The sequence below is a fragment of the Micromonospora sp. L5 genome (assembly GCF_000177655.2).
Taxonomy (GTDB): domain Bacteria; phylum Actinomycetota; class Actinomycetes; order Mycobacteriales; family Micromonosporaceae; genus Micromonospora; species Micromonospora aurantiaca.
Map to the genome: position 1 here is coordinate 2907609 of NC_014815.1, position 16218 is coordinate 2923826.

19 protein-coding genes are annotated in these 16218 nt (G+C 72.8%); 11 read left to right on the forward strand and 8 right to left on the reverse strand.

Features of this window, described 5'->3' with window-relative positions:
* Positions 1-24: 24 nt before the first annotated feature.
* From pstS to ML5_RS13845, 4 genes are all read right to left on the reverse strand, one after another.
* On the reverse strand, positions 25-1128 hold the full coding sequence (gene pstS / locus ML5_RS13830) for a phosphate ABC transporter substrate-binding protein PstS (RefSeq protein WP_013475102.1): 1104 nt from the start codon (positions 1126-1128) through the stop codon (positions 25-27).
* Between the two features lie 233 nt (positions 1129-1361).
* On the reverse strand, positions 1362-2300 hold the full coding sequence (gene mshD, locus ML5_RS13835) for a mycothiol synthase (RefSeq protein WP_013475103.1): 939 nt from the start codon (positions 2298-2300) through the stop codon (positions 1362-1364).
* Between the two features lie 67 nt (positions 2301-2367).
* Positions 2368-3222: a polysaccharide deacetylase family protein gene (locus ML5_RS13840; protein WP_013475104.1), complete on the reverse strand. Its 855-nt coding sequence runs from the start codon at positions 3220-3222 to the stop codon at positions 2368-2370.
* Positions 3223-3372: 150 nt separating this feature from the next.
* Positions 3373-4092 carry a response regulator transcription factor gene (locus ML5_RS13845; RefSeq protein ID WP_176739763.1) on the reverse strand — a complete coding sequence of 240 codons (720 nt, stop codon included), beginning with the start codon at positions 4090-4092 and terminating at the stop codon, positions 3373-3375.
* Between the two features lie 245 nt (positions 4093-4337).
* Here ML5_RS13845 and ML5_RS13850 point away from each other — a divergent pair, with 245 nt between their 5' ends.
* The 7 genes from ML5_RS13850 to ML5_RS13875 all read left to right on the forward strand — a co-directional run bounded on the left by ML5_RS13850 (position 4338) and on the right by ML5_RS13875 (position 9903).
* Complete coding sequence (locus ML5_RS13850) at positions 4338-5387, forward strand: hypothetical protein (RefSeq protein WP_013288822.1); 1050 nt, start codon at positions 4338-4340, stop codon at positions 5385-5387.
* Between the two features lie 79 nt (positions 5388-5466).
* Complete coding sequence (locus tag ML5_RS13855; RefSeq protein WP_013288821.1) at positions 5467-6249, forward strand: DUF2993 domain-containing protein; 783 nt, start codon at positions 5467-5469, stop codon at positions 6247-6249.
* Positions 6250-6344: 95 nt separating this feature from the next.
* Complete coding sequence (locus tag ML5_RS33255) at positions 6345-6422, forward strand: Ms5788A family Cys-rich leader peptide (protein WP_311202345.1); 78 nt, start codon at positions 6345-6347, stop codon at positions 6420-6422.
* 206 nt (positions 6423-6628) lie between these two features.
* Positions 6629-7477 carry a sulfurtransferase gene (locus ML5_RS13860; protein ID WP_013475105.1) on the forward strand — a complete coding sequence of 283 codons (849 nt, stop codon included), beginning with the start codon at positions 6629-6631 and terminating at the stop codon, positions 7475-7477.
* On the forward strand, positions 7477-7815 hold the full coding sequence (locus ML5_RS13865; RefSeq protein ID WP_013288819.1) for a DUF1416 domain-containing protein: 339 nt from the start codon (positions 7477-7479) through the stop codon (positions 7813-7815). The genes ML5_RS13860 and ML5_RS13865 overlap by 1 nt, the downstream gene beginning before the upstream one ends.
* Before the next feature lie 129 nt (positions 7816-7944).
* Positions 7945-8997: a hypothetical protein gene (locus ML5_RS13870; protein ID WP_013475106.1), complete on the forward strand. Its 1053-nt coding sequence runs from the start codon at positions 7945-7947 to the stop codon at positions 8995-8997.
* Between the two features lie 54 nt (positions 8998-9051).
* Positions 9052-9903 (forward strand): hypothetical protein, encoded by an 852-nt coding sequence (locus tag ML5_RS13875; RefSeq protein ID WP_013475107.1) that lies wholly within the window; start codon positions 9052-9054, stop codon positions 9901-9903.
* A gap of 2 nt (positions 9904-9905) precedes the next feature.
* On the opposite strand, the gene ML5_RS13880 is transcribed toward ML5_RS13875, so the two are convergent.
* The 3 genes from ML5_RS13880 to ML5_RS13890 form a co-directional block, all read right to left on the reverse strand.
* Positions 9906-11984 (reverse strand): glycogen debranching N-terminal domain-containing protein, encoded by a 2079-nt coding sequence (locus ML5_RS13880; RefSeq protein WP_013475108.1) that lies wholly within the window; start codon positions 11982-11984, stop codon positions 9906-9908.
* Positions 11981-12370, reverse strand: coding sequence for an SCP2 sterol-binding domain-containing protein (locus tag ML5_RS13885; protein ID WP_013475109.1), 390 nt, complete (start codon positions 12368-12370; stop codon positions 11981-11983). The genes ML5_RS13880 and ML5_RS13885 overlap by 4 nt, the downstream gene beginning before the upstream one ends.
* 73 nt (positions 12371-12443) lie before the next feature.
* Entirely contained in the window at positions 12444-12806 is a 363-nt protein-coding gene (locus tag ML5_RS13890) for a DsrE family protein (RefSeq protein ID WP_013288814.1), read from the reverse strand.
* Between the two features lie 23 nt (positions 12807-12829).
* On the opposite strand from ML5_RS13890, the gene mtfM reads away from it, so the two are divergent.
* Both mtfM and ML5_RS13900 read left to right on the forward strand, forming a co-directional pair.
* Positions 12830-12934 carry a small membrane protein MtfM gene (gene mtfM / locus ML5_RS33180; protein WP_013475110.1) on the forward strand — a complete coding sequence of 35 codons (105 nt, stop codon included), beginning with the start codon at positions 12830-12832 and terminating at the stop codon, positions 12932-12934.
* 55 nt (positions 12935-12989) lie between these two features.
* Positions 12990-13580 carry an FABP family protein gene (locus ML5_RS13900; RefSeq protein ID WP_013475111.1) on the forward strand — a complete coding sequence of 197 codons (591 nt, stop codon included), beginning with the start codon at positions 12990-12992 and terminating at the stop codon, positions 13578-13580.
* Positions 13581-13653: 73 nt separating this feature from the next.
* Here the strand turns inward: ML5_RS13900 and ML5_RS13905 are convergent, their stop codons facing one another.
* Complete coding sequence (locus ML5_RS13905; RefSeq protein WP_041784186.1) at positions 13654-14517, reverse strand: aminotransferase class IV; 864 nt, start codon at positions 14515-14517, stop codon at positions 13654-13656.
* A gap of 92 nt (positions 14518-14609) precedes the next feature.
* Between ML5_RS13905 and ML5_RS13910 the strand changes: the two genes are divergently transcribed.
* Both ML5_RS13910 and ML5_RS13915 read left to right on the forward strand, forming a co-directional pair.
* Entirely contained in the window at positions 14610-15017 is a 408-nt protein-coding gene (locus tag ML5_RS13910) for a Fur family transcriptional regulator (RefSeq protein ID WP_083816940.1), read from the forward strand.
* Positions 15014-16123 carry a folate-binding protein YgfZ gene (locus ML5_RS13915; RefSeq protein ID WP_013475114.1) on the forward strand — a complete coding sequence of 370 codons (1110 nt, stop codon included), beginning with the start codon at positions 15014-15016 and terminating at the stop codon, positions 16121-16123. Before ML5_RS13910 ends, ML5_RS13915 begins: the two co-directional genes overlap by 4 nt.
* Positions 16124-16218 lie beyond the last annotated feature (95 nt).

Genomic DNA, 16218 nt, shown 5'->3' on the forward strand with positions numbered 1-16218 from the left:
GTTGAGGAGGTGTCGGTCAGAGCGTCAGGAGAGGCTCTTGACCGCGGCCTCGACCTTGGTGCGGACGGTCTCGGGCAGCGGCGCGTAGCCCAGCTCGACGAGCTCCTTCTGCCCCTCGGCGCTGGCGGCGTGGCCGAGCAGGCCCTTGACCAGCGGCAGCTTGTCGGCGGCGAGGCCCTTGCTGCAGACGATCTCGTAGGTCGCCAGGACGATCGGGTACGCCCCGGCCTCCTTGGTGTTGTAGTCGATCGACATCTTCAGGTCGTTGCCCTGACCCTCGAACTTGGCGCCCGCGATGGTCTTGCCGGCCGAGTCGCCGGTCAGCTCGACGAACTCGCCGTTGCCGTTCTTGATCTTCGCCATCTTCAGGTCGGAGTTCTCGGCGTACGACCACTCGACGTAGCTGATGGTGCCGTCGGTGCTCTTGACCTTGCTGGCCACACCGTCGGACTTGGCCGCGCCGACGCCGCCCGGGGCCTTCCACGCCTTGGAGTTGCCGAGCGTCCAGTCCGCCTCGGCGGTCTTGGAGAGGTACTTGGTGAAGTTGTCGGTGGTGCCCGACTCGTCCGAGCGGTGCACCGCCTGGATCGCGGTCGACGGCAGCTTGGCGTCCGGGTTGTCGGCCTTGATCGCCGCGTCGTCCCACTTGGTCACCTTGCCGGCGAAGATCTTCGCCAGGGTGGCCGGGCTGAACTGGAGGTTGTCCGTGCCACTGACGTTGTAGACGACGGCGACCGGGCCGATGACCATCGGCAGGTTGAGCGCCTGGCCGCCGGTGCACTTGGCGTCGGCCTGCGGCTGCTCCTCCGGCTTGAGGGCGGAGTCCGAGCCGGCGAAGTCGGCGGTGCCGGCGATGAAGGCCTGGATGCCGGCGCCCGAGCCGCTCGGCTCGTAGTTGATCGTGGTGCCGGCGCACTTCTGCTGGTAAGCCTTGATCCACTCGGCCATGGCGTTCTTCTGGGCGGAGGAGCCCTGCGCGTTCAGCGTGCCCGTCGCGCAGTCCACCGCGGCGGCGGAACCGGAGGCGGAGGCACCGGCCGGCTCGTTGTTGTCCGAGCCGCAGGCGCTGAGACCGAGAACCGCGGTAAGAGCGAGACAGGCGATGGCGCCGTGCCGCTGGAGCTTCACTTGAGGGGTTTCCCTTCACGTCTTTGGTCAGGTCGCCCGGAGTGCCGGGGGCCGGCGCTGACCGGCTGACACGAAAGGTAGGAGGGCCAGGTGGACGGTTCGCCGGACGTAAGTGAACGCGCGGTGAACACGTTCAGCCGACGAGGTGGCCGTACGCTGAGGAGGGGTTGTCCATTTCGTGAACTAGCAGCCCGCTATCGCCTTTGTGGCGAATTTCCGGGGCCGGCGAGCGCTCAGCCGAGCTGGTAGTTGACGTGCGCGGACCAGTGCGCGAAGCCCAGCCGCTCGTAGAGCGCCACAGCGGCGGTGTTGCTCTCGTCCACGTAGAGCATCACCCGGTCCAGCCCGCGCTCGTCGCGCAGGTGGGTCAGGCCCGCGGCGGTGAGCACCCGGCCCAGCCCGCCCCGGTGCGCGGACGGGTCGACGCCGAGCACGTAGACCTCGCCGATGCGGGCCGAGCCCTGCTGCTCGTGCACCTTGGTCCAGTGGAAGCCGAGCAGCCGCCCGGTGGCGGAGTCGACGGCGAGCAGGAATCCGGAACTGTCGAACCACGGCTCGGCGATGCGGACGCGCAGGTCGTCGAGCGTCCACTTGCCCTGCTCCGGGTGCTGGGCGAAGGCGGCGTTGTTCACCGCCAGCCAGGCCTCGTCGTCCTCGCCGGGGCGGAACGCGCGCAGCGTCACGCCCTCCGGTACGACCGGTGCCGGCAGCTCGGCGGTGAGCGGACGGCGCATCTGCCAGAGCACCCGCGCCCGGGAGAAGCCCAGGTCGACGGCCAGTGCGGCGGCCGACGGGTGGTCGCCGTGCGCCCAGGCGCGCAGCGGTCCGGACGCGGCGGCCACCACGCCACGGGCCAGCGCCCGGCCGGAGCCACGCCGCCGGTACGCCGGGTGCACGACCATCTCCACGCCGACTCCCTCGGCCGGGGCGGTGGTGTCGAGGTGCGCGTACCCGGTGAGGGTGCCCTCGGTGGTCCGGGCGGTGAGGTGCACGGCGGGCGCCTCGGGGTCGCGCAGCCGCAGCAGCACGTGCTCGTCGAGCGGGTCGGCGCCGTCGGCGTCACCGGCGGCGCGGGCCAGCGCCAGCACCTCGGCGACCTCGTCCGGCGTCAGCCGGTCCGCCCGGTCGATCCGGTCGGCCCCGGCACCACTCGTCGGCTCGGTGCTGCTCATCTGAGTCACGGTAGCGGCCGGCGGGCCGCGGTTCCCGTCGGACGACGACGGCGATCGGTGGCGCTCGTCACGGGCTGCCGACGGGCAGCGCCTCCAGCTCGAACCGGGCCAGCAGTTCGGGCAGGAGTTGCTGCAACGCGCTGACGGTGCCGGACCGGTCCCCGCCCGCGTCGTGCATGAGCACGATCGCGCCGGGCCCCATCTGCGAGCGGACCATCGCCTCGATGGTGGTGGCGCCCGGCGCCTTCCAGTCCGACGGGTCCACACTCCAGTGCAGCGGGGTGAGACTCAGGTCGGCGCAGGCCGACATGACGGACGGCGTCCAGGCCCCGCCGGGCTGGCGGTAGTACGCGATCTGCGCGTCGGGCGCGGCGGCCAGGATCGCGTCGTTCGTGCGCAGCAGGTCGGCCCGGATCGTCGCCGGGGCTCGCTTGCCCAGGTTGACGTCGTGGTTCCAGGAGTGGTTGCACAGCGTGTGGCCCTCGGCCACGATCGACCGGACCAGGGCCGGGTGGGCCTCGACGTTCTCGCCGACGACGCAGAAGGTCGCCCGTACGCCGTACTGGGCCAGCAGTGCGAGTACCTGCGGTGTCCAGCGGGGGTCGGGGCCGTCGTCGAAGGTGAGCGCGACCTGGGAGGAGCCGGTGGCGACCAGGGCGCCGTACGGGCCGTCGCCGCCGGGCTCGACCGGTGCGGCGTCCGGCGCGGCGTCGGGGCTCGGCCGGGGGCTGGCCGTGCCGCCCGGGAAGTCGGTGCTGGGTGGCTGCTCGCCGTAGCGCGGCCCGTTGAGCGTGGTGGCGACTCCGGCGGCCGACGGATGCGGGTCGGGCACCAGGCTGCGGCCCAGCGCGAACGCGGATCCGAGCAGGCCGGCCAGTACGACTGTCACGAGCCCGGCGGCGCGCAGCGTAGAGCCCCGCATCAGCGGCACCGGCCGTTCGTCGCCCCCGTGGTCACCGCACGCACCGTCGCCCCCTTAGCCCGACAATTCCGGCAGCCAGGATATGGCTGACTGATCGGGCAAAAAGGGCATATAAGAAAAGTGCCCTCTAGCGGGGTGGGGCGTGGGCGGTCAGACCGGCAGCGGGGCGGGCTCCGGCTCCGGCAGCGAGCGCGACGGCGGGACGACGAACTTGTAGCCCACCTGGCGGACGGTGCCGATCATCGACTCGTACTCCGAGCCGAGCTTGGCGCGTAGCCGCCGCACGTGCACGTCCACCGTCCGGGTGCCGCCGAAGTAGTCGTAGCCCCAGACCTCGCGCAGCAACTGGTCCCGGGTGAACACCCGCCCCGGGTGCTGGGCCAGGAACTTCAACAGCTCGAACTCCTTGTACGTGAGGTCGAGCGGCCGGCCCTTCAGCTTGGCGGCGTACGTGTCCGGGTCGATGTTCAGCTCGCCGGCCCGGATCGAGCCGCCGGCGCCGGCGGTGGCGTTGCTGAGCCGGCCGACCGCGAGCCGCAGCCGGGCCTCCACCTCGGCCGGCCCGGCGCCGGCCAGGATCACGTCGTCGACGCCCCAGTCCGCGTTGAGCGCGATCAGCCCGGCCTCGGTGACGACCGCGACGAGCGGTACGCCGAGCCCGGTGGCGTGCAGCATCCGGCAGGTGGCCCGCGCCTCGCTCAGCTCGGAGCGGGCGTCCACCAGGACGGCGTCCGGGGTCGGGCCGGAGACCAGCGTGCGGACGTCGCGGGGTGCGGTGCGAACCGAGTGCGGCAGCAGGTCGAGTGCCGGCAACACCGCCGACGGCTCACCGGCCCGCGCGGTCACGAGCAGCAGGAGCTCCACGATCACCTCCGTCCCGGCGGCCTTCCGGCCGCGCGCGACCAGCGACACGCCCGGGTGCGGGCGGCACTGTGAACTTGCGTGGGTCCCGGCGTCGTCGACGGGCGGGTAACGGCCTGAGCGTAACCGATGGACCGGCCGTCACCTTCGCGCGATTTACCGTTTGCCCTTTCTGCCCTCGATCGCGGCGCAGGTTTTAACGTCGTCGAAACCGGGACCTCCGCCGAGCCGCCCGGGTCTGGCACGATCGGGGCGTGTTTCCCTCCACCTCGCGCGACACCGGTCGTGAACCGTGGGCCGACGACCCGTCCGCCGGGCCGTCCGGCCCCGCCCGTGGCTACCCGCCCGCCCCGCGTACCGGCCCCGCCGACGAGGAGGGCGAGCGGCCGGAGCGCAAGGGCCCGCGCCGGCTGCGCAAGGGCGGTCCCGGCCGGCGTCCCGACGACGAGTCCGACGAGGAGCCCGAGGAGGAGGTGCCTCCGGTCCCGGTCCGCCGCCCCCTGGCGCTCACCGTCGCCGGCTTCGCCGCGCTGCTCGGCGTCGGCCTGGTGCTCGGCGCGCAGACCTCGGGCCCCGGGCACCGGCTTCCGTTCGCGGCGATCATCTTCGGCGTCCAGCTCCTGTTCGTGCTGGCCTGGACGATGGCCATGCGACCGCCCGCACTGCTCGTCGTCGCGCTCGTCAGCGCCGCGACGGCGGTGATCGCCGACGTCGCCGCCGTGCAGTCGGACATCGCCGGCCTGGCCCCGCTCGGCTACGCCGCCGCAGCCGGGCTCCTGCTGGCCGTGCTGGGGCAGCTCGTGCGGCGGGTGGACCGGGTCCGGGTGACCGACTCGCTCGGCGGCACCCTGCTGATCGTCGTGGGCGTGGTCGCCTTCGCCACGCTCATCGTGCTCAGCCGGATCCCCAAGGGCACCCAGGCGATCACGGTCTGCCTCACCGCCGCCGGGGTGGCGCTGCTCGTCGCCCGGCTCACCGACGCGGTCGCGCCGTGGCCACGGCTCGCCCCGCAGGTGCCGCGCGGCGCGACGGGCGTGGTCGCCGGCGCCATGATCGGCACCCTCACCAGTGCCGTGCTCGGCAGCTACCTGGTCGGTTTCACCCCGACCAGCGCCGCCCTGGTCGGGGTGGTGAGCGCGGCCACCGCCGTCCTGGCCGACCTCGCGGTGGGGTACGCCGAGGCGGGCCGCCTGATGGCCGGCGAACCGCCGACGATGTGGGTGGCCCGGCACATGCAGGGACCGCTGGGCGGGTTCGCGCTGGCCGCGCCCGCCGCGTACGCCATGTGCGTGCTGTTCCTGTGACGCGGTTGGGGAGGATTCGCCTCGGGTAAGTACGGTTGCGCCGCGAGGCGCGGTGACGGCGGCGAGGACTGGAGGCGGCGTGGCAGAGGCGTATCCGGCGGAGGGCCGACCCCGGCGACGGGGCCGGAAGGTGCTGATCGGCTTCCTCGTCCTGCTGCTGGTGCTGGCCGGGCTGCTCGTGGTCGCCGACCGGGTGGCCGCCGGCGTGGCCGAGCGCGCCATCGCCGACCAGGTCCGGCAGGAGATCGCCAAGCAGGACGCGCAGTCCGCCGCGCCGCAGGTCGAGGTGGGTGGCTTCCCGTTCCTCACCCAGGTGCTCGACGGCCGGTACGAGCGCATCTCGATCCAGCTCACCGACGTGCGCGGCGACGTGCAGGGCGACGCGGTCGAGGTGCCGAAGCTCGACGTGGACGCGCGCAACGTGACCGCCTCGCTGGACACGCTGCGCTCCGGCCGGGGCGACGTGGTGGCCGAGAGCGTCGACGGGCGGGGCACCGTCACCTACGAGAGCCTGGCCAAGCTGCTGGACCGGCCCGGGCTGACGCTGGGCGAGCGCAACGGCAAGCTCGCCGTCACCGCGCCGGTGGACGTCCTCGGCATCAAGCTCACCGTCAACGGCACCGCCGACGTCACGGTGGCCGGCAACAAGGTGGCGCTGCGCTTCAACGACCTCACCGCCGAGGGCCTGCCGAACGTGCCGCTGGCGCGGGCCGCGCTGACCCGGTATGCGCAGGGCATCTCGATCGACGTGCCGCTGCCGGAGCTGCCGTTCCAGCTCAACCTGCGCAAGGTGGAGCCGAAGCCGGAGGGCCTGGTGGTCACGGCGGACGCGGCGAACGTGCCCATCAATTCAGCCGGCTGAAAGCCGCACACGGCCGGTCCGGGGAGCGGGCCTGCCGTCCCGGATGCTGGTCGGCCTGGTGGCAGCTGTCGCCTCGGCTGGTAATCTCCCTGCCCATGGGGACCCTCCTCACCAAACGGCGCGCGGTCGACCTGTGCCGCGTGGCCACCTGCCTGTGTCGCCCCGTCATCTGACGGCGGGGCTGTCTCCGGCCGCCTGAACGGCGGCCACCCAGGGTCCACGAACCTTTCCCGGTTCCCCCTCCTCAACGCCCGGCAGCGGCGCCGTCGCACGTACCCGTGATCCGTTCCTAGCTCAGGGTCCGCGTGTGGTGCGACAACCATCGACATCGATCTCCACGCGCAGGCTCACCAAACCATCCTCACCAGGGAGTGATCTGATGAGTCGCGACACCGCACTCGTCTCGGCCGAGTGGGCCGAGAAGAACCTCGGCGCCCCGGGCGTCGTCTTCGTCGAGGTCGACGAGGACACCTCGGCCTACGACACCGGGCACATCGCCGGCGCCGTCAAGCTCGACTGGCGCACCGACCTGCAGGACCAGGTCCGCCGGGACTTCGTCAACAAGAGCCAGTTCGAGGCGCTGCTGTCCGACCGGGGCATCGCCAACGACGACACCGTGATCCTGTACGGCGGCAACAACAACTGGTTCGCCGCGTACGCGTACTGGTACTTCAAGCTCTACGGCCACGGCGACGTGAAGCTGCTCGACGGCGGCCGCAAGAAGTGGGAGCTGGACGCCCGTCCGCTCGTCACCGACGTGGTGGAGCGGCCGAAGACGCAGTACGTCGCGCAGGAGCCGGACACCTCGATCCGCGCGTTCCGCGACGAGGTGGTCGACGCGATCGGCACCAAGAACCTGGTCGACGTGCGCAGCCCCGACGAGTTCGCCGGCCGGCTGCTCGCCCCCGCCCACCTGCCGCAGGAGCAGGCGCAGCGGGCCGGCCACATCCCGACCGCGATCAGCGTCCCGTGGTCCAAGGCGGCCAACGAGGACGGCACGTTCAAGTCCGACGACGAGCTGCGCAAGATCTACGCCGACGCCGGGCTGGACGACGGCAAGGAGACGATCGCGTACTGCCGGATCGGCGAGCGCTCCTCGCACAGCTGGTTCGTGCTCCAGGAGCTGCTCGGGCACCGCAACGTGAAGAACTACGACGGTTCCTGGACCGAGTACGGCTCGCTCGTCGGCGTGCCGGTGGCGCTCGGCGACGAGCCCGGGGAGGCCTGATGACCGCCGCCTCCGCCGCCTCGACGGCTGCCGCCGGCTGCGCCGCGCCGGACCAGTCCGCCCCCCTCCCGGCGAGCCTGGACCTGGAGAAGGAGACCGTCATCACCGGCCGCGTGCTGGCCGAGTCCGGTGAGGTCGTGCCGGGCGCGTACGTGCGCCTGCTCGACTCGACGGGCGAGTTCACCGCCGAGGTGGTGACGTCGGCGGCCGGACAGTTCCGGTTCTTCGCCGCGCCGGGCTCCTGGACTCTGCGCGCGCTGTCCCGCCACGGCAACGGCGACACCGCCGTGTCCGCGGCCCGCGGGATCAACGAGGTGACCGTCTCGGTCGCCGCCTGACCCACGCTCTGATCGTGGCCCGCCGCCCACCCGGGTGGCGGGCCACGAGCCGTTCCGGCGACTGTGCGGCTCGCCCGTGGCTGGCAGGCTGGACGGCGGTGCGCCCCGGACGCGCCGGAGGGGGATCAGGTGCTCGACGACGCCGCTGCCCACGCCCGCCGCTATCTGATCGACTTCATCGACGGCAACCGGGGCGAGGAGGTCGTCCGCGAACTCCAGCGCACCGACGCGTCCGGCCGGCGGCGCCCGTTCGACGTCTCGGTGGCCAGCCTCGACACCGATCTGTCGTTCCTCACCAAGCGGGCCACGCTCGTCACGGCCAAGCTGGTCCTGTCCCAGCCGGGCGGCGAGCACTGCTACCTCGCCCACCGGGAGATCTGCAAGGTGTGCGGCGAGGACCCGGACCGCTGCGGCCGGGACTGCCGGTACGGGGACATCCGGATCGACGAGCTCTTCGCCGAGTGCGACGACCTGGGCCGCCTCGGCGCGTACCTGCGGGACTGCGCGCCGCTGCTGGAGTTGGGCCAGCTCGTCTACTTCCCGCAGACCTTCCGCCGCAGCCACCTGGAGTCGCGCGCGCCGGACGCACAGTCCACCTCGTCGCTGTTCGACACATCAGGCCGGATCGAGCTGGGCGACAACCCGGACCGCACGCTCGACCTGATCGTCAAGGGGCATCGGGTCGTCGACGTGCCGAGCGGGGATCCGGTGAAGGCGCGGCTGGTCACCCCGCTGCTCCAGCTCGACCTGCCGATGCTGGAGGGCACGTCGCTGCGGGACTACTGCGCCATCCTGACCCAGGAGGGCGACGCGCTCGCCGCGACCCAGGCGTACCTGCGAGGCCGGATGCTGGAGGTCGACACCGACCCGGACCGCGCGCTGGTACAGCTCGTGAAGCTCGACGCGGAGATCCAGGAGGGGGTGCGGGCGGCCCGGGCCGAGGTCGCCCGGGTGGCCCGGCGCTCGGCCGTGCAGGCCACAGGGGCGGCGGTGGCGACTGTCGCGGCGACGCTGGTGGCGGTCGAGGGCACCCATCTGGCGCCGGTGCTCGGCATGCTGGGCGCGGGCGGGTTCTTCTCCGCCGTGCTCGCCGCCGACCAGTACGCCGACCGTCGCGGCGAGCTGCGACAGCGCCCCTTCTACCTGCTGTGGCTGCTGTCCCGCCGGTCGGAGCCGGTCTGAGCGAGGTGCCGAGGCGCGGCCGGGCGGCTCGCCCGTCCGTGACACCATGGCCGGGTGACTGCCGTCGAGACGGGCTACGCCCCGCCCACCCCGCCCGGCCGGCCCGGCCCCGGCGGCCGACGCCGGCTGCGCTGGCTGACGGTCGCCACCGTGGTGTGGGCCGTGCTGCTCGCGGGTCTGACCTGGTGGTCGGTGCGCACCGACGCGCCGACGGTGAAGGAGCAGCGGTCGCTGGACCAGGCCGGCCCGGTGGTGGACCGGGCGATCGGCGAGCTGACCGCCGCGGTCGGCGCCGCGGGCGTACCGGCGCTCCTGCCGGACCGGCTGGAGCGCGGCTGCCGGATCACGCCGATGGACGACGGCGCGACGCTGGAGCGCGGCGTCGAGGTGGCGATCGGCGGCGACGACGTACGCGAGGTGCTGCGCGGCATCGCCGACCGGCTGCCGTCGGGCTGGCGGGCCGGCGTGTCGACGCTCGACGGCGAACCGCTGCTGCGCGCCGACGCGGGCGATTTCGTCGCGGTCGAGGGCCGGGCCGGTGGCCCGGGCCGGGTGCTGCTCACCGCCGACACCGGTTGCCGCCCGGCGGGCTCCGGCTACCGGGCCCCGTCCGCCGACGCCGCCGCCGAGTCGGCCGTGCTGGCGTCGGCGCTGGGCCGGTGGGGCGGCGCGACCGGGCCGGTCCAGGTGCTGGCCGCGCCGTGCCCGGGTGGCGGGACCGCCCGCACGGCCCGGTCCGAGGCCGCAGTGCCGGCCGACCAGTCGCTGGCCGCCGCGTTCGGCGTCGGCGCCGCGCCGGTGGTGGACTCGGCCGACGCGTACGCACGCCCGGGCGACCCGGCGGTGCTGGCGCTGCGGGCCGGTGAGCGGGTCCGGGTGGCGGTCACCACGCCCTGCCGGGCCTGACGTCAGCCGCCGGGCAGGGTGAGCGCCGGTGGCGACGGCTGTTCCTCGTGCGGCTCCCGGCTGCGGCCCAGCGCGTCCACCCGGCCCCAGCGGCCCGGGATGTCGAGCAGTTCCACCCGGCCCATCCCGGGTGGCACGGCCGGGTCGATGATCAGGTGATCGCCCTGCGGTTCCAGTCCCAGGATCACCCGTAGCAGCAGCAGCGGCGTGCCGGCGGACCACGCCTGCGGGCTGCACGCCGTGGGGTACTCCACCGGGTAGTCGGTGAGGCCGCGCTCGTAGCCGGCGAACACCTCGGGCAGCCGCCCGCCGAAGTAGTGCGACGCGCTGAGCAGAGCGTCGCAGATCCGGCCGGCCTGCTGGCGGAAGCCGTACCGCCACAGGCCCCAGGCGATGATCGAGTTGTCGAACGGCCACACCGTTCCCACGTGGTAGCCGACCGGGTTGTACCGGCCCTGGTCGTCGGCGAGGGTCCGCACACCCCACCCGGAGAACAGGCGTGGGCCGAGCAGATGGGCGGCGACGGCGGGGGCGCGGGCCTCGTCGACGATGCCGCTCCACAGCAGGTGACCGATGTTGGAGGTGAGCGCGTCCACCTGGCGGCCCAGCGGGTCGAGCGCCAGCGCGTAGTACTCGCGGTCCGCGATCCAGAAGTCGCGGTTGAAACGTTCCTTCAGCGCCGCCGCCTCGTGTTCCAGCCGGTCGGCGTACGTCGGGTCGTTCCAGTACGTGCGGGCCAGACGGGCGCCGCGCAGCTTCGCGTCGTACGCGTACCCCTGGAGTTCGCACGTGGCCCGGGGGAACTCGGGCATCCGCCCGTCGGCGTAGGAGATGGCGTCCGGCGAGTCCTTCCAGCACTGGTTCGGCAGGCCGGTCTCCGGGTTCCGCGACATGTACCAGACGTAACCGGTGCCGAGCAGGTCGCCGTACGTGTCCAGCCAGGTCAGCGCCGCCCGCGTCTCGTGCTCCAGCTTGCGCACCAGGTCGGCGTCGCCGGTCCACCGCTCGTACTCGTCGAGCAGGATCACGAACAGCGCCGTGGTGTCGGCGGCGCCGTAGTACGGCGAGTGCGGCTGCTCCTCGAAGCCGGCGGTCTCGCCGTAGCGCAGCTCGTGCAGGATCTTGCCGGGCTCCTCGTCCCGGAAGTCGTCGACCCGGCTGCCCTGGAGTCCGGCGAGCATGACGATCGTGGGCTTGACCATCTCGGGCAGGAACGGCAGCACCTGCAGCGAGGTGAAGATGCTGTCCCGGCCGAACAGCGTCATGAACCAGGGCAGGCCGGCGGCGAGCAACCGGACGCCGAGCGTGATCGACTCGTATCGGAGCGCGGCCAGGTCGTTGAGGCTGCGCCGGTACGCCCCGGCCAGCGGCTCGCAGTCGCAGCCGAGCTTCGGCGCCCGGCTGATCAGAGCGCTCTGTTCCGCCTCGATGTCGGCCGCCGTCCGCTGGCCGCCCAGCGGCAGGATGGCCCGGATGTCCTCGCCCCGGGCGCCGTAGATGACTGTGTCGATGTGCAGCCGGGTGGTCCACTCGCCGTGCGGGCCGACCCGGATCCGGAACGTCATCCCGCTCTCGTCGACCTCGGCCGGCGCGCTGCTGGTCACCATCGTCTCGCGGTGGAACGCCTGCCGGCGGTAGGTCAGCCGCAGCGCGTTCGTCTCCACGCTGGGCGTGGTGGTGCCCTTCTTGTCCCGCTTGTGCTTGATCTCGAAGAGGTCGGCGAAGTCGGAGCCGATCTCCAGCCGGAGCCGGAACTCCATCTCCTGCTCGGAGTGGTTGAGCAGGGTCAGTTCCTCGTCCAGGCTGCCGCCGATCGCGCGGCTGCGGATCATCGAGACCTTCGCGTCCAGGTAGTGCGTCGGCTCGCCGGGGACCAGGAAGAACCGCGTCTTGTACGACAGCGAGTCGTCGATGGAGAGCGCGTGCAGGGGTTCCCCGTCGAGGGTGAGGATCCAGGTGGAGAGGAACCGGGTGTCGAAGGAGAACAGCCCGGTGGGGAAGTCGTACGACGGCTGGATGTTGCCGCGATCGTCGCTGACCAGGAACGTGTTGCCGTCGAGGATGCTGACCCGCTCCTTCACGCCAGCCGCCGGACGTGGTCGCGGGCGGCGTCCCGCGGATCCCGTACGTCGGGCCGGGTCGGCAGGAACCGGCGGAACGCCAGGAACAGCACGACGTGCCCGCTGAACGTGGCCTCGTTGCGCAGCACCGCGGCCATGCCGGCCTCGCGGCCGGTGACCAGCTTCTCGAACAGTTCGGTGGAGAGGGTCAGCACGCCGTCCGCCTGCCGTTGCTCCTCCCGGCTCACCTGGGCCGATCCGGGGGCCAGCGTCACGTACCAGTGCTCGGTCCGGTTGCCGTCGGCCAGGTCGATCTGGAGCGTGCCGCCGATCGGGCTGTTCAGCACCGCCGCGGCGCGCGCCGGTAGCGACGCGAAGAACTGTTGGATCGCCTCACTCACGTTCACATGGTAGGCGTAATCCGGACATGTCGGGTCAGGATCGGCTCAACGGTCAGAGTGGACGACCCGGGCGGGTCGCTCAGTAGACGAGCGCCTGCGCGCCCTCGGTCATCGCCTCCTCGACGAACACCGCGGCGCCCGCGATGCGTACGCCGGGGATGACGTCGCCCGGGCCGATGTCCCGCCGGGCCGCGCACTGGGTGCAGGCGGTCACCCGGCCCGTGGTCAGGACCACGTGCAGCAGTTCGCCGAGCGGCGCGGAGTGCGGCAGCTCGAACGTCTCCGCCCGCCCGGGGAGCGCGAACCAGGTGGACTCGCCGGTGAGCCAGAGCGACACGTCCACCCCGGCCGCGGCTGCGGTGGAGGCGACTGTGAACGCCTGTGCGCAGCGTTCCGGGGAGTCCGCGCCGGCGGTGGCCTTGACGACGAGAGTGCGCGCCATGACGCCAGCATAGGATGGCCCGGATGGTTACCGAGATCGGGTTCGTCAGCCTGCTGGTCGCCGGCCTGGGCGCGCTCGCCGGTGGCCTGGTCTATGTCGCAGTGCGAATCGCTAGAGGTAGATGGTGAGCGCGAGGAGTGAGCCGGTTTTGCGAGCCCCGCAGTCGCGAACGAAGGTGGCGCTGTGAATAGTGAGAATCCGCTTCAGCCGCCGTGGCTGAACGCGCCGCCGGTCGACCCGTACCCGTACGAGGAGAGCCACGACCTGCGCGTCGGCCCGAAGCTGCACCCGAGCCTGGACGGCCTGCTGCCGTACATCGGGGTCTGGCGCGGCCGGGGCCGGGGTGGGTTCCCGACGATCGAGGACTTCGACTACGCGCAGGAGATCCGGATCAGCCACGACGGCCGGCCGTTCCTGTTCTACGAGTCCCGGGCGTGGATCCTGGACGAGCAGAGCCGCCCGGTCCGTCCCGCCGGCCGTGAGGTGGGCTGGTGGCGTCCGGTGCTCGACGGTGAGCGGGTGACCGACGAGCTGGAGGCGCTGATGACCACGCCGACCGGCGTGATGGAGCTGCACATCGGCAAGCGCAAGGGCACCCAGATCGAGTTCGCCACCGACGCGGTCGTGCGTACCGCCACGGCGAAGGAGGTCACCGCCGGTGCCCGGCTGTTCGGCATCGTCGAGGGCGCCCTGCTCTACGCGCAGGAGATGGCCGCCGTGGGCCACCCTCTGAGCCCGCACCTCTCCGCCCGCCTGACCCGGGTGGCCGGCTGACGTTCCCTTCTCGCTCCGGCGATCATGAAGTTGGCGGCGATCCTTGCCCGATTTGTCGCCGCCAACTTCATGATCAACGGGGTGGGGGTGGGGGTGGGGGGAAGTCCAGGAGGGTCTGGACGCGGGGGGTCAGGGGGGAACTCGGGCGGGGGGTGCCGTTCAAGGCCGTGACCTCTGCCGGGCCGCGCAGCGAGCTGGTCAGCCAGATCGCCTCGGCCTCGTGCAGGTCGGCCACGGTGGGCAGGTGCTCGTCTGCGGTCAGGCCCAGCTCTCCGGCGCGTTCCAGCAGATGGCCGGCGGTCACGCCGGACAGGATTCCGGTCTGTGCCGCCGGCACCGTGAGGAGACGGCCGCCACTCAGCCACACCACGTTCGCGGTGGGCCCCTCCAGCACGTAGCCGTCGGTCGAGACCCAGAGCACGTCGTCCACGCCCGTCCGCTGCGCCCACCGCCGGGCGGCGGTGCTGAGCGCGTACGAGGTGGACTTCACGCCGCTCGGCAGCCACCCCAGTTCCGGGCGGGACCGGGCGGCCACCCCGAGCGGCAGCGTGGCCACAGTCACCCCGTCCCGCCGGGCCAGTCGGGCGGACGCAGGCACCTCGCCGAGCGTCGCGTACACCGTGGGCGGCCCACCGCCCTCCGGTCCCCGCGTGCAGACCAGCCGCAACGCGCCCTCGGTCCGGGCGGGCCAGCCGGCGCACACCGCGTCCAGCAGCTCGACGAGCGCGGCATCAGGGGGCAGCGGCAGGTCGATCGCCGCCGCACCGGCCCGCAGCCGGACCAGGTGGGCGTCGCGCAGCCAGGGGCGGCCGTCGCGCAGGTGCAGCGTCTCGAACAGGCCGTCGCCGTGCAGGACGCCCCGGTCGTCGCCGCGCAGCACCGGCTCACCCGCCGGTACGAGCCCCCGGCCGAGCACCGCCACCCGTGTCGTACCCACTGGCGCAGCGTAGTGGCGTACCCCCGGCGGCGGACCGGCCGGCGCGGCGGCCGAACTATGATCGAAGGGTGTCCGAATCCTCCCTCGCGGAAATGCTCCGCTCGCGCGGGCTGCGGCTGACGGCGCAGCGGCAGCTGGTGCTCCAGGCCGTCCTGGATCTGGGGCACGCCACCCCGGAGCAGGTGCACACAGCGGTCCGCGAGGTCGCGGCCGGAGTCAACATCACCACCATCTACCGCACGCTGGAGCTGCTGGAACGGCTCGGCCTGGTGACGCACACGCACCTGTCGCACGGTTCGCCGACCTACCACGCGGCGGGTGAGCACCAGCACGTGCACCTGGTGTGCCGGGAGTGCGGGGCGATCGACGAGATCTCCCCGGAGATGCTCCGCCCGCTCGCCGACCAGCTGGACGAGCAGCGCGGGTTCAAGGTCGACATCGGGCATGTCGCGCTCTTCGGGGTCTGCGGCCGCTGCGCACAGAACGGGGAACCCACATGATCGACATCGCGGGCGCGGTGACCACCGACGCAATCGACGACCAGACCCGGAACCAGCCGGAACCGGCCCACCGGGCGGCGGGCGTCGGCCCGGTGGCCGCCCACTACGGCGACCCGATGCGCGAGCAGCGGCTCCTGGCCACCGGCGTGGGCCTGGTCGACCGCTCGCACCGGGGCGTGGTCGCGGTGCCCGGCGAGGAGCGGATCGGCTGGCTGCACACGCTCACCAGCCAGCACCTGGCCGCGCTGGCGCCGTGGCAGGGCACCGAGCTGCTGGTGCTCTCTCCGCACGGGCACGTCGAGCAGCACGCGATGGTCGCCGACGACGGCGAGACCACCTGGCTCGACACCGAGCCGGGGATGACCGAGGGCCTCCTGTCATACCTGGAGAAGATGCGGTTCTTCAGCAAGGTCGACCCGCGCGACGCCACCGCCGACCACGCGCTGCTGTCGCTCGTCGGGCCGGAGGCGCCCGGCGCGCTCGACACGCTCGGCGTCACCGGGCTGGCCGCTCCCGACGTGGCAGCGGTGCCGGGTCCGAAGTTCCGTTCCGGCGAGCTGCCCGCGCGGCCGTCAGCGGTGTACGACGTCAAGCCGCTGCCGGTCGGCGGCTGGGCCCGGCGGGTGGCGCTCGGCGTCGACCTGCTCGTGCCGCGGGCGGCCATGGACGAGGTGGTGGCGGAGCTGCGCGGCGCCGGGGTGCCGGTGGCCGGGCTGTGGGCGTACGAGGCGATCCGGGTGGCCGCCAAGCAGGCCCGGGCCGGCGTGGACACCGACCACCGGACGATCCCGGCCGAGGTGGACCTGATCGCCCCGGCCGTGCACCTGGACAAGGGCTGCTACCGGGGGCAGGAGACGGTCGCCCGGGTGCACAACCTGGGCAAGCCGCCCCGCCGGCTCGTCCTGCTGCACCTGGACGGCGTGGCGAGCGACCAGCCGCCCGTCGCCGGTACGCCGGTGACGCTCGACGGCCGGACGGTCGGCTTCGTGGGCACCGCCGTGCAGCACTACGAGTTGGGTCAGGTGGCGCTCGCCGTGCTGAAGCGCAACACGCCCGACGACGCCCGACTGCTCGTGGGCGAGAGCGCCGCCGCCATCGACGTGTAAGGAAGGGCCCCCTATTAACGCCTCCGGTAGAGGAAAGGTCCCTTCTTAACGCCGCCTTCACCGGAAATCCTCCGGTCGACCCGGCGCCGGGCACC